Below are 12,766 nucleotides of genomic sequence, written 5' to 3' on the forward strand. Positions count from 1 at the left end.
GGCAAAAAAGACAGAAATATAAAGACAGGAGTTGAGAGGCTGATAATATGAGAAACTGGGTAACTACAGCACCTCATCTGTCATCAATTCTGCTTGTTAATGCGCAGAATTGGAAGCTTGAGAATTTTGGTAAAATGACAAATTTTCCCATGTTAGACATAAAGCTGTTGCCTTTGCTCAACTTCTTGGTTTTCCGTCTTCCGCCTTCGTTTTTGAAAAAATAATGCAGGTTAGAATTAATGCCGTTATACCGCCAGTGAGTTTGCCGCAGAGTACGGCCAATATCATATCTTTATCGACGCTTGCGGTAAAACCTAAATGGTCTCCCAAAGCAAAGCCTGCACTTACTGCAAATGCCGAATTTAAAATTTTGCCTCTGTCGTCCATATCGTTAAATAAAGCCGCCATTGCCACAGTGTTTGCCAAAGCTGCAAAAAAACCAGCGGCAGATTTATCGTTTATCTTTAATTTGCTGCCCGCTTTCTCAAATGTTTTAGCAAATATTTTAGTCAGTATGTGGACAAGACTTAATGCTCCCGCAAGAATTATGACTATTGCTCCTATCACCGCAAAAGCATCTTTAATAGGATACATTCCTTTAATAAGTGCAAATCCCGTAGTTGCTTCTATTGCCGCTATAACTAAAGATAGGCTTAGAAAAGCGCCGACGATTTTGCCTAAAAACAGGAATATTTTAACTGTTGCGTTTTGCGCAAAAATTAAACCTGCAGCGACCGCTGTAGAAAATAGCATGGCGGGCACAAGATTTTTAAGCATAAACAAAATACCGAACCCTGCAACTGTTCCGCCGGCTATACAGCCGAAGGGGATAGTGATTATTCCAGCTAAAATTCCTTTTGCGACCAGCGGTCTGCTGTTTTTGTCTGCGGAACTTAACAAAAAAGGTATTAAAAAAGATATTGTTATGCCTAGCATTGATCCGAGAATTAACCCTGAAAAGTTTGCCGCCTGATTATCTTTTGTAAGGGAAAAGGCCAATGTGTACGCTCCGGTATCACTGCCGAGAACTGTTCCTGCAAACATGGACGGGTCTGAACCAAAAAATAAATATAACGGATTGATAAGCGGATATAATATTTTTCCGAGCGCAGGCGCAATGCATAAAGCGCCTGCCATATACATTGCAAGCGTGCCCATCGCGGAAAAAGCCTGCCTGTATTTAATACCGAGCCCGATTTTATTTCCGAAAGCGTAATCTATACCGGCAGCGGCCATAAACGCCGTCATGATATAGAGAATAATATCGTTTATATTCATTTATTGTCCAAGCCGCTAATTGTCGTCGTGTGAAATTAAAGCACTTATACTTTTGCGCAATTCTATGAATTTGGCGTCGTCTTTAATATCCAAATTCCGTTCATAAGGAAGATAAACCGCAATGTCGGCTTTTATTCTTCCCGGCTGCACATCCATAACATAAATTCTCTGGGAAAGAAAAACCGCTTCTTCTATATCGTGAGTAACAAAAATAACCGTTGTGCGTTCCTCTTGCCATATTCGCCGCATTAAAAGCTGCATGGAAGCTTTGGTCTGCGGGTCTAGAGCGCCGAAAGGTTCATCCATAAGCAAAACTTCGGGACTGTTTGCCAGAGCTCTTGCTATGGCGACACGCTGTTTCATTCCTCCAGACAATTCTTTAGGATAAGAATTTCTGAAATTTAAAAGACCAACTCTGGTAAGATATTTGTCTGTTATTTTTTTTCTTTCTTCTTTTGGCATTTTTTTTATTTTAAGCCCGAATTCAATATTTTTTTCTACTGTCAGCCAAGGAAACAGAGTATAACCTTGAAAAACCATTCCTCTGTCCGCTCCGGGGCCTTCAAGAATCTTATCATTTAAAACTATTCTGCCGCTTGTTTTGTCGTTGAGTCCGCCTATAATTCTTAGAAGCGTAGATTTGCCGCAGCCGGAAGGTCCTACAATGCTGACAAACTCGTTTGTCAGAATTTCGATATTAATATCCTCTAAAGCCGTAACAGAATGTTTTTTACTTTCATATTTTTTTTCAATATGTCGTGCATAAATTTTTGAAGTCGCCACGCGCCCTTTTAAAATATTTGCGTTTATGCCGGTCATTTATCCCCCCATTCGACCCAGCGGAAAGATTTTTTGGTTATAAAAGCAAAAGCTCTGTCGGTGACAATGCCCAAAATTCCTATTATTAGAATTCCCGAAAAGATGGCTTCTGTTTTTAGAACTCTCTGTGCTTTAAGTATCGCGTAGCCGAGACCTGAATTTGCCGCGACAAGTTCCGCTACCACAAGATAGGTCCACGCCCACCCTACCATCATACGCATGGTTTCAAAAAGTTTCGGCATAATTGCAGGAACGATGACTTTCATAATTACCTGCATTCTTCCCGCTCCCAAAGTGTATGCTGCATTTATTAAATCTTCAGGGATAGAACGCACGTTATCTGCTGTCATTGGGATAATCTGAAAAAGCGTCCCAAGAAATATCACGGCAACTTTTGCTTCTTCTCCTATCCCGACCCAAACCATTACAAGCGGAATAAAAGCCGGCACTGGCATATAGCGTACAAATTCGCAGACTGACTGTATAAAACTTTCAAATATTTTAAATGTTCCGCATAAAATACCGAGAGGCACGCCGAATATAACAGCTATAAAAAATCCTGTCATGATTCTAAAAACGCTTATGCTCATATTGTTCCACAGCGTACCGTCGGCGATGCTTTTGAATATATAGTCTGCTACCGCTTGCGGTGTAGGAAGTATTGTAGCTTTCACCATTCCGCTCATGCTGAAAAATGCCCATGTGCCGAACAATATTACAAATGCAGACAGAGCCGCGATAAGGTAAGCTCTTTTATTTATATCTTTTCTTATTTTAAACAGACCCTGCATAAAACCGCCTTTTTTCATTTTGCATACATTTAATTATTTTAAACTTGTATTTGGTCCTTCTGTTACAGGTCTGGTTTTTGCCAAAGCTTCGATAAATGACGGGTCAAACATGGCTGTGAAATAATCTTTGTCTTCTGGAACATCATCTATAAGATTTACGCTTTTTAGAAAGAGCGCATTTTGGTATGCGTTATAAGGGCCATATAGATAATCGTCTTTTTTATCGGTCATTTCCGAAATCATATCTTTTAGCCCATAGATACGGCCTCCTGCCATAATTTCTTTCATTGTCTGCGTGTCAACGTCTGCGGGAACCCTCATATACTCGATACTCTTATCAGGATTCTGTTTATAGAAATCGATAGCGTCAAGAAAAGCGTTTATCACTCCGGCAACGATCTGTGGATTTTTTTTGATAAGTTCGTCAGTGGCAACTGTGACGTCTTGTATAAGTCCCGGGTTTTGATTCGAAGCATACAGAAGTTTTATTCCTTTGTCAGACAATGCTATGCTTAAAGCTGGTTCCCACAATCCTGCAGCGTCAACCGCTCCAGATATGATTGCAGGAGCTGAATCACCTACACTTATGTTTACGAGATTGATGTCGGCTTCTTTCAAACCGACAGTTTCAAGAGCTTTAAGCAAAAAGAAATGTTCTATAGTACCGTATTCTGTGGCTACTTTCTTTCCTTTTAAATCAATAAGCGAATTGATTCCCCTGTCGCTTCTTGCGACAATGCCGTCTGCACCGTTAGAAAAATCGTTTATAGCAACGATTTTAAACTTTGTACCTTTAATATACGGTGCTGGCGCATCCGGAAGCGCTATGCAAAGCATGTCAAGGTTGCCGCTGTTAAAGGCCTGAAGCGAATCAGAATAAACAGGAAACCATACGAGTTCAACGTTAACGCCATTTTTCTTAAAATAGTCTTCGCCCTGTGCGATGTAATACACAAACCAGCCTGGAAAAGCGCTGATTCCGAGCTTAATCTTTTTTGAAGAAATGCCGTTTGATGTTTCCTGCGGGCTTTTTGAACAACCTGTCAAAAATCCCGACGTAACAACAGACATTAAAAACAATGCCACAAAAGCATAAAATAGCTTTTTCATTTTCTCTTCCTCCTTTTTTAATTGTGCGTTTTATTGAGCGTATATTCAGCCTTTATAAAATCGCACTATCTTTTCTTTCTCCGGTGCGTATACGGTAAGCGTCTTCACAGGGAATCACAAAAATTTTCCCATCGCCATGAGTGTCGCTTTTGTTGGCTTTTATTATGACATCGATGACCGTCTGAACGTCACAGTCTCTCACGTACATGTCTATCAGCGTTTTCGCGTGCATTTGTGGCGCATTTATCTCTTTATGTTCTTCGCCTATATCGTTTATGACTACCGACGTCGGCGCACCTCTCCCCTTTCCAAAAACAGTATAATTGCTCAACGCGAAAAACCCTTTTTGCGAAAGAAGATTTTTCGTTTCATAACTTTTACATGGCCTTATTATTGCTATGATTTCTTTCATAAGTTTCCGTCCTGTTTTTACGGCTTTAAAGAGTATTGCTTGCCGTACTTATCGTTATTACGGACTCGACCGGAGTAATAAAAATTTTCCCATCGCCGAAAGAACCTTTTTTTCCAGTTTTTGCTGTATCGATTATGATTTTTTGTATTTTTGCCACGTTTTCGTCTTCAACGACAATCATAATAAGTTCTTTTGGGATTTCGTCGTAATAAATATCGCCGACTTTTATTCCACGTTGTTTGCCTCGTCCGAGAATGCTCACTCTTGTTGCCGCAGAAAAACCGGCTTTGCTCAAGTTTGCCAGCACGTCGGAAGCTTTTTCCGGCCGCACTATCAGTTTTACCATTTTCATTTTGTTTTCCTCCGTTTTGTTTTTATAAATTCTTTCCAGCCGCCATAAGAAGTTATGTCCTTTGCACCTTTAAGCGCATACGGTTCGCATAAAAAACCTTCTGCGGTTTCTCCGTTTATAAGATTTATTTTACCGAAAACCATTGGTGATAAAGTCTTGCACACAAGTTCTGCAAAACTTTCCTGCGGAATGCTCCATAATTGCGTTATAATGGATTTTCCGCCGCGTTTGACTTTTACGATTCCCGGCTTTTGCGGCATGGTGTTTAAAGCAAACATTCTGTACTCTTCGGCAGTTTTTGTTTTTTTTATAAATGCACCGCCAATATCCGTTAAGATGCTATTTAATGGCATACCTTTCATATGAACCCCGTGAACAGCTACGGTAACTTCTCGTTTCTTGAGATTTTCGATTAATTCTGCCATTGCAATAAGATAGCTTTCTTTATCGGCAAGAGAAAAAACCGTTATACCGAACGGTATGCAAATGCCATTTTCTTCTGCGCAGGTTTTGCCGAAAGGTATGGCTATTGCGGCAAGGTCAAGCAAATTACAGTGACTTGTGTATAATCCCATTTTATTATTTGTCTCGATGGGGTTTTCTCTTACTTGTTTTCTTGTCCATGTTCCACCTGTCGTAGGAAGAATAAGTACGCCTTCCTTAAGAATTTTCTTTACTCTACATTTGTACGCTTTTAAATTGTGAATTACGTTAAAAAGTTCCGAAGCGCTAAATTGTGGGGATTTTCCGGATTCGAGTATTTTTTTCGTAACCAAAAAAATTTTCTTTTCATGTTTTTCTATAAACTTTCCCAAAGCCGACCATCTTTCAGTTATATATGCACCGCCGTATAAAACTTCTGCGGCCTTTCTGAACAAATTTGTATCTATATAATGTATGGGAATGCCTAAACTCTTTACGGATTTTTCAAAATCTTTCCAACAGGCAGCGTAATCATTTGCAAAATCTCCAAAAAATTCAAGATTGTTTTTTGGCAGACATAAATATTTCGGTTTTTGTGAAAAAATACGATGTGTTTCTCTTGACCATTTGTCCATACTTTCGTATTTGCGTGCAGCATTGTCCACAGAAACGCAGTCTTCGAAGTTATTTGCAAAGACGCTTACGCAGTCAAGAGTTTCGCAGGCCGGAACAACTCCTTTAACCGACCATGCTCCAAACGACGGCTTAAAACCGGTTATGCCGTTTAACATGGCAGGCACCCGACCCGACCCGGCAGTATCTGTGCCGAGAGCAAATGCGGAATGTCCGCGCGCAACGCATACGGCAGAACCAGAGCTTGATCCACCACTTATATATTCGCCGCATAATGCGTTATGTACCTCGCCGTAAGGCGAACGTGTTCCGACCAATCCTGTGGCAAACTGGTCCATGTTCGTTTTTCCTACGGGTATTGCACCTTGAGAAATAAGATTTTCAACAACTGCGGCGCTTTCTTTTGGAATATATGAATATGCGGGACATGCTGCTGTTGTCGAAACGCCGGCAAGATCTATATTGTCTTTTATCGCAAAAGGTATTCCCCACAAGGGATATTTGTCGAAGTTAGATTTTTTAAGACGTTTGAGATAAGGTCGTATAAATTTCATATCAGGTTTGCATATCCATATATTCATTTTTTTATCTGCATTGGCGCGTTTAATAATGCTTTCTATTACCCGACTCGGAGTAAGATGCCCATATGCGTATTGTTGTCTGAGCCATTTTATAGAAATTTTTTGAGGTAACATTTTCATTTCCTTTTATAATTTAGACGGCAAACTATTTTATTGTCGCCAAAAGCTGTCCGGCGTTAACCTGCTGGCCGGTAGAGACGTATATTTTTTCTATAGTGCCGGATTTGGTCGCAATTTGAGAAAGTTCCATTTTCATGCTTTCTTCAAGAATAACGGTTTCACCTTTTTTAACGCTTTGCCCTTCTTCAACCGCTATTTTCCATATCACTCCGCTCATTGCTGCGCGCACGGCCGACATGCCTTTTGGAACGGTTTCTTCACCGGTTCCAATGGCACAGTCATTTTCGGAAATAAATTTATCGACTCCATGCAGTTTCCATCGGAGCTTTTCATCTTCAAACGCGGACTGCTGCTTATCTTTAAATATTTTTATGCTGTCTTTAATTGAATCGAGCCATTTTAAATATTTGTTTAAGTTAAACGACGTTTTTTCGATTTCAAGTTCAAATCTGCCTCTTAAAAAATCTTCTCTGATATCAAGAAGTTTTTCAGCAGACACAGGATAAAAACGTATCTGGTCAAAAAAATCAAGTGCCCAAGGTTTTTTATTGGAAAACGTTTTTGTATTTCTTTCCAAAGCGTTCCAGACTTGTATGGTTCTGCCAAAAAGCTGGTAACCGCCGGGACCTTCCATTCCGTATATTCCCAAATACGCTCCACCTATACCCACTGCGTTTTCGGGTGTCCACGTTCTTGCTGGATTGTATTTTGTCGTAACAAGCCTATGCCGAGGATCAACCGAGACCGCAACCGGAGCTCCCAAATACACATCGCCTAAACCCAAAACCAGATAAGTCGCGTCAAATATGATTTTTTTTACGTCTTCAACCGTTTCCAAACCGTTGATCCTTCTTATAAACTCTATATTGCTTGGACACCATGGAGCATCTGTTCTGACATTTTTATGGTATCTCTCTACGGCGAGTTCGGCAGCTGGGTCATTCCATGAAAGCGGCATTCTTACTATTCTTGAAGGAAGTTCTGCATTCCCGCTGTTTTTAAGCGAATGTTCTAACTCTATGACTTTTTTCAATGCGTCTTCTAAAGATATTTTTGTTGTGTCAAAATGAATTTGCAGGCTTCTTACTCCGGGCGTAACTTCTATTACCGGCAAGTTTGATTCCGAAACGGCTTTCATAAGATTGTGAACTTTAAAACGCAGAACAATATCCAAAACCATTTCGCCGTATTCGACAAGGAGGTATCTGTCTCCTGCGCAGCGCACAGTAAGCTTAGGTGACGAATTTTCTCTTATAAGTATCGGATAGTTAGAATAGATTTCTTCGGATAAACTGTAAACAGAAGAAATATCGGTATCTTTTATGTCATATTTTTCAATATCGGAAAAAAATTTTTCATGGTTGTCTCTTAATTCCTGCGCCTGTTTTAGTGTCAGCAGTTTAAACACTATTTCGTCTCCCGGGTGAAGTTGACCCAATTTCCACAGTTCTGCCGCTGCAACAGTTACAGGACAGACAAAACCGCCCAAACTAGGTCCATCAGGACCAAGTAAAATCGGCATGTCTCCTGTCAAATCCAAAGTTCCTACAGCATAGGCCGTGTCGTGAATATTTGAAGGGTGGAGTCCCGCTTCCCCGCCGTCAGAACGCGCCCATTGCGGCACGGGACCTATCAAACGCACACCGGTGCGCGAACTGTTAAAGTGTACTTTCCATTTTGACTTTTTTAAAGTATCCAAAAATGAACTTTTTAAAAATTCACCGTCGCAATGTGGCCCGCATATAACGCCTATTTCCCATTTGTTGTCGAACTTTTTCGGTTTTTTTTTGATTTTAATATTTGTTCCTGTTTCATCGGTGTTTATCATAAGAACGTCACCGCTTCTTAAAGCCCTTCCAGAATATCCGCCGAACTTTCCGAGTGTAAAAGTCGAACGGCTGTTTAAAACTTTAGCTATATCAAAACCGCCTCTTACAAGCAGGTAAGCACGCATTCCTTTCTGCGCTTGTGCAAATTCGAGAATTTGTCCCATCTGAGCGTTTACCGCTGTATAGGTTTCGACGGTTTTTCCATCAAGTTTTGCGTTCATGTCTGCGCCAGTAATGCAGAAAACAGAGCTGCTTCTGAACTTGTATATCCCGCCTCTTAAAGTGAGTTCAAGTCCACAGGCATCGTCGGGATTTCCCAAAATTTTATTTCCTAGCCTGAAAGAAAACATATCCATAGGCCCGCATGGCGGAACGCCTACGTTCCAATATCCCGTTATGCCAGGATAATCCTGAACGGTGGTTTGTATTCCTCCATCTATAACTTCAAGAGCGTTTTCCTTAGGAAAAAAGTTTTTAAGCACGGATGTCGAAAGTAAAGCGTTTTCATAATAATCCTGAAATGTAAGCGAACGCAAGTAATTTATATTCGTAACTACGCCGTATATTTTTATCTGAGAAAGAGCTTCCCTGAGTTTTTTAAGAGCGTCGTTTCTGTCTAATCCTTTTACTATGACTTTTGCAAGCATAGGGTCGTAAAGCGGCGAAACTGTAAGATTGTCGCACACCCATGTTTCAATACGTGTGTTTTCGGGGATAATTACTTTCGTGATCTTTCCACAGGAAGGATGGAAATCTGCTAACGGATCTTCGGCATAAATTCTTGCCTCTATGCTTGTTCCTTCGGGATATTTATCTTTGATTTCATTAAGTTCTCCCGCTGCTTCTTTTATCATCAATTCGACAATATCTGTTGCGGTAACTTCTTCGGTTATGCCGTGTTCAACCTGAAGTCTTGTGTTTACTTCCAGAAAATAAAAATTTTTGTCATAGGTATCGTAAAGAAATTCTACCGTTCCGGCATTTACATATCCCACTTGTCCAGCAAGTTTTTTTGCGGCGGCATAAAGATTGTTTCTGGTTTCAATGCTTATTTTAGGAGCCGGAGTTTCTTCGATTACTTTTTGATTTCTTCTTTGAACGGAACAATCGCGTTCTCCTAAAGTTACTATCTTTCCGCTTTTTAAGCCGAAAATCTGTACTTCTATATGTCTTGCGTTTTTTATATATTTTTCCAGAAAGACGCCGCCATTTTTAAAGTTGGAAGAGGCAAGTCGCATAACTTCATCGAAATTTTTGCAAAGCTGTGTTTCGTCGCGGCAAATTTTCATACCTATACCACCTCCGCCGGCTGTGCTTTTAAGCATGACGGGATAGCCTATTTTTAAAGCCGCTTTTTTCGCTTCCTCAATATTGTCTACCAACCCGCTTCCTTCCAAAAGCGGAACTCCCACTTTTTTTGCTATTTCTCTTGCCGAATGTTTAAGCCCGAACAATCTCATCTGCTCGGGAGCGGGTCCTATAAAAACAATTCCGTTTCTTTCACATTCTTCAGCAAAGTCCGCGTTTTCACTCAAAAAGCCGTATCCCGGATGAATCGCTTCGCATTGTGTCTCTTTCGCTGTTTTTAATATAAGATTTGCGTTCAGATAAGTTTCTTTTAAGCCGCCTTCGCCTATGCATACAGTTTCGTCAGCGTTCTGTACGTGCAGGCTGTCTATGTCGGCCTTTGTATACAACGACACAGATTTAATGCCCATTTTTTTAAGCGTTCTTTCTATTCTAACAGCGATTATTCCTCTGTTTGCAATAAGAATTTTTTTAAACATCATTATCTCCAAATTTGTCATTGCTGTACTTTTTGATTACAGCAGATTTTTCAGTCCCACAGATGAACTTTTATTTCCGTAGGATTAAATCCGGCGCATGGATTATTAATCTGAGGACAGTTGCTTATAAGAAGCATAATGTCCATAAGCGCTTCCATTTCTATGTAACAGCCTGCGTAAGAAGGGCTTTTGCCAAACCAAAGTTTTCCGTCAGAAGTCACGGGGACATTTGTCAATGCGTTTATGTTTGCGCCTATGTCGCGTTTAGAATATCTTTCATCATCCGATATTTGAAGCATGAAAGTGTCGCGGCAGTTGTGCATATAATCTTTTTCATGCGCATATCTTACGGTATTGCTTTGCGAAGAACATGCGCCGCCTAAAGTGTCATGCATCCTGCAAATGTCGGCGGTAATTTTAAGCATTGCTTTTCCGGCTTCGGAATATAAAATGGTTCCGGATGTAAGATAAATATTTTTTTGAGCGGTAACAGTTTTTGCCGCGCTGTAATGGTCATATGTATTGGCTGCGTCAAGAAAAAAGACATCGACACCCTGTTCTCCTTTTACGTCGGTTATGCGAAAAGTCTGTCCTTTATTTATCCGTTTAAACAATCCGCTGCCGGCTTCTATGATGATGTTAAATACGGCATCTTCTTCTATTTTTGTACTTTCTTTTTTTATAGACGGCATAAAAATCCTCCATTTTTTATTCTTCCTTCAACGCATAATAATCCCAAGTGTTTTCAAAAGCTCTTTTATTTTCAGGATATTTATTTACGCAAATATCGTCAGCTCCTACAGTAACGGATTTGTAAACGTCAAGTTTTACCTGAACAGAAGGATATTTTGAACTTGTATCTAACGGGTTGGGCGTATTCGATAAGATAAGCAAAATCGACATCTCCGTTCTTATCATTATGTAGTCATCAGCTTTCGAATGATTTGCAGCATATATCATATTTCCTTTATCGTCGCAGTAAACTTTTGAAAAAAGGTTTACATTAGGCATAATATCTCTTATTCCCAATCCGTTTCTTACAAGTTCTATAGCAAAATTGTCGTAGCCATTTCTGTAATAGTCATTGCCGTTTTGCTGGTATGTGGTTTTTCCGTATTTTTCTTCAGTAAGATTCTTGTCACTGCAGCCTGATATAGTATCAATCCAGCTTGTAGAATCGGCGATTATGCTTGCCATAGCGCGTCCATTATCACTCATCATTATGTCGCCTTTGGTAAGAAAGGCAATGTGCTGGGCTTTTAAAGTGTCAGGCATATTGTACCTTTCGCTTAAATCATCAGCATTATACATTAGTAAAGATACGTTAGCTCCGTCCTCAAGCGTCGTAAATCGTAAAATTTTTCCTTTGCTTATAACGGCAGACCATTTTTCTCCGCTTTTAAAAGTTTTAGAAAATAATGATTTCACGGGAAATACCTCCATGAATATGAAATTAAAGTTTTAATGTGATAAAAAATAAACAGTTATAACAAAAAGAGGATAAGGAAAGGTTGTAGTTCATCTATGCGAGCGGCTTTATACCTGCACATTTTGCTGATACTGCTCAAACTCTCGAGAAAATTTCTTCTACACATCTGTTTCCTCCCATATGGCAATTTTTACGGGAGTAGGATTATACGCGTTGCATGGATTGTTAAGCTGTGGACAGCTGCTTAAAAGAAGCATTACATCGGTCACGGCTTTCATCTCTACGTATGCACCTGCATACGAAACTCCGTCCTCAAAACAAAGTTGTCCCTGTGCAGTTACCGGAACGTTCATAAAAAAATTTATATTTGCGGCCAAATCTCGTTTTGAATATTGTTTTACGTTCGATATACAATGCATGAAAGTATCGCGGCAGTTGTGCATATAATCTTTTTCATGCGCATATCTTACGGTATTGCTTTGCGAAGAACATGCGCCGCCCAGAGTGTCGTGCCTGCCGCATGTGTCGGCTGTTATTTTCAAAAGCTGTTTTCCGGATTCTGCAAGTAAAATCGAACCTGTGGTAAGATAAATATTTTTTTGTGCGGCAATGGTTTTAACGGCACTGTAATGGTCGCTTGGATCTGCGACATCATAAAAAAGTGTATCCGCCGCCTGATTTCCCTGCAGGTCAGTAATGCGGACAGTCTGTCCTTTTTTTATTAATCCGAACCACCCATCGCCAGATGTAATAACTTTATTAAATATCGACTCTTCTTCTTTTTTTTCGCTTTCCATTTTTATAAAAATTGACATTTTCATCACTTCCTTTTCAAAAAATAAAGACGCTGAAGAAAAAACAAATTTCTTCAGCGTCTTTGCTGTCATCTTTTATTAAGTTTTTTCTAGCCTAGCAATTTTTAAATTTTTTGTCAATAGTATATATTTTTAAAAATATTATAGAATTAACAAGAATGAAAAAAAGTGAAGTAGTGATGGGCAGCAGCAAAAAGAGGGCGGACATAGTGGTATATGAAAAGGAGCGTGTTGGACAGGCATATATAATAGTGGAATTAAAGGGTCCGGCAAATCCGCCGTTTGCGGGTGATATAGATGATGAGGTAATACTGGTCAATAGTGTGACAGCCAAAAACAGCGGAGGGAAAAAGCAAAGAAAGGTAAGCAGGGATATACTATTTATAG

Annotated in this window: 12 protein-coding genes; 1 reads left to right on the forward strand and 11 read right to left on the reverse strand. The window is 39.9% G+C overall.

The window, feature by feature from the left end; translation table 11 throughout:
- Positions 1 to 177 precede the first annotated feature (177 nt).
- From LBD46_08370 to LBD46_08420, 11 genes are all read right to left on the reverse strand, one after another.
- Positions 178 to 1,278, reverse strand: coding sequence for an ethanolamine utilization protein EutH (locus tag LBD46_08370; GenBank protein ID MDR2427173.1), 1,101 nt, complete (start codon positions 1,276 to 1,278; stop codon positions 178 to 180).
- Between the two features lie 15 nt (positions 1,279 to 1,293).
- On the reverse strand, positions 1,294 to 2,097 hold the full coding sequence (locus LBD46_08375; protein ID MDR2427174.1) for an ABC transporter ATP-binding protein: 804 nt from the start codon (positions 2,095 to 2,097) through the stop codon (positions 1,294 to 1,296).
- Complete coding sequence (locus LBD46_08380; protein MDR2427175.1) at positions 2,094 to 2,906, reverse strand: ABC transporter permease; 813 nt, start codon at positions 2,904 to 2,906, stop codon at positions 2,094 to 2,096. Before LBD46_08380 ends, LBD46_08375 begins: the two co-directional genes overlap by 4 nt.
- 15 nt (positions 2,907 to 2,921) lie before the next feature.
- Entirely contained in the window at positions 2,922 to 3,998 is a 1,077-nt protein-coding gene (locus LBD46_08385) for an ABC transporter substrate-binding protein (protein ID MDR2427176.1), read from the reverse strand.
- A 52-nt stretch (positions 3,999 to 4,050) separates the two neighbouring features.
- On the reverse strand, positions 4,051 to 4,410 hold the full coding sequence (locus LBD46_08390) for a P-II family nitrogen regulator (protein MDR2427177.1): 360 nt from the start codon (positions 4,408 to 4,410) through the stop codon (positions 4,051 to 4,053).
- Positions 4,411 to 4,435: 25 nt separating this feature from the next.
- Positions 4,436 to 4,762: a P-II family nitrogen regulator gene (locus LBD46_08395; protein MDR2427178.1), complete on the reverse strand. Its 327-nt coding sequence runs from the start codon at positions 4,760 to 4,762 to the stop codon at positions 4,436 to 4,438.
- Complete coding sequence (atzF, locus tag LBD46_08400; protein MDR2427179.1) at positions 4,759 to 6,513, reverse strand: allophanate hydrolase; 1,755 nt, start codon at positions 6,511 to 6,513, stop codon at positions 4,759 to 4,761. Before atzF ends, LBD46_08395 begins: the two co-directional genes overlap by 4 nt.
- A 31-nt stretch (positions 6,514 to 6,544) precedes the next feature.
- Entirely contained in the window at positions 6,545 to 10,135 is a 3,591-nt protein-coding gene (uca, locus tag LBD46_08405) for an urea carboxylase (protein MDR2427180.1), read from the reverse strand.
- Between the two features lie 50 nt (positions 10,136 to 10,185).
- Complete coding sequence (locus LBD46_08410) at positions 10,186 to 10,827, reverse strand: DUF1989 domain-containing protein (GenBank protein ID MDR2427181.1); 642 nt, start codon at positions 10,825 to 10,827, stop codon at positions 10,186 to 10,188.
- A gap of 16 nt (positions 10,828 to 10,843) precedes the next feature.
- The gene (locus tag LBD46_08415) at positions 10,844 to 11,563 is read right to left on the reverse strand and encodes a DUF1989 domain-containing protein (GenBank protein MDR2427182.1); all 720 of its coding nucleotides are present in this window, start codon (positions 11,561 to 11,563) and stop codon (positions 10,844 to 10,846) included.
- A 159-nt stretch (positions 11,564 to 11,722) separates the two neighbouring features.
- Positions 11,723 to 12,379, reverse strand: coding sequence for a DUF1989 domain-containing protein (locus LBD46_08420; GenBank protein MDR2427183.1), 657 nt, complete (start codon positions 12,377 to 12,379; stop codon positions 11,723 to 11,725).
- A gap of 158 nt (positions 12,380 to 12,537) precedes the next feature.
- On the opposite strand from LBD46_08420, the gene LBD46_08425 reads away from it, so the two are divergent.
- Positions 12,538 to 12,766: type I restriction enzyme HsdR N-terminal domain-containing protein (locus tag LBD46_08425; protein MDR2427184.1), on the forward strand; the 229-nt coding region annotated here is incomplete at its 3' end.

The sequence above is a fragment of the Candidatus Endomicrobium procryptotermitis genome (assembly GCA_031279415.1).
Taxonomy (GTDB): Bacteria; Elusimicrobiota; Endomicrobiia; order Endomicrobiales; family Endomicrobiaceae; genus Endomicrobium_B; species Endomicrobium_B procryptotermitis.

What these genes read in the sequence shown, in the direction of transcription:
- LBD46_08375 (MDR2427174.1), bottom strand. Translation starts at nt 2,097, where the DNA reads ATGACCGGCATAAACGCAAATATTTTAAAAGGGCGCGTGGCGACTTCA.
- LBD46_08395 (MDR2427178.1), bottom strand. Translation starts at nt 4,762, where the DNA reads ATGAAAATGGTAAAACTGATAGTGCGGCCGGAAAAAGCTTCCGACGTG.
- LBD46_08370 (MDR2427173.1), bottom strand. Translation starts at nt 1,278, where the DNA reads ATGAATATAAACGATATTATTCTCTATATCATGACGGCGTTTATGGCC.
- LBD46_08390 (MDR2427177.1), bottom strand. Translation starts at nt 4,410, where the DNA reads ATGAAAGAAATCATAGCAATAATAAGGCCATGTAAAAGTTATGAAACG.
- LBD46_08410 (MDR2427181.1), bottom strand. Translation starts at nt 10,827, where the DNA reads ATGCCGTCTATAAAAAAAGAAAGTACAAAAATAGAAGAAGATGCCGTA.
- atzF (MDR2427179.1), bottom strand. Translation starts at nt 6,513, where the DNA reads ATGTTACCTCAAAAAATTTCTATAAAATGGCTCAGACAACAATACGCA.
- LBD46_08420 (MDR2427183.1), bottom strand. Translation starts at nt 12,379, where the DNA reads ATGTCAATTTTTATAAAAATGGAAAGCGAAAAAAAAGAAGAAGAGTCG.
- LBD46_08385 (MDR2427176.1), bottom strand. Translation starts at nt 3,998, where the DNA reads ATGAAAAAGCTATTTTATGCTTTTGTGGCATTGTTTTTAATGTCTGTT.
- uca (MDR2427180.1), bottom strand. Translation starts at nt 10,135, where the DNA reads ATGTTTAAAAAAATTCTTATTGCAAACAGAGGAATAATCGCTGTTAGA.
- LBD46_08380 (MDR2427175.1), bottom strand. Translation starts at nt 2,906, where the DNA reads ATGAAAAAAGGCGGTTTTATGCAGGGTCTGTTTAAAATAAGAAAAGAT.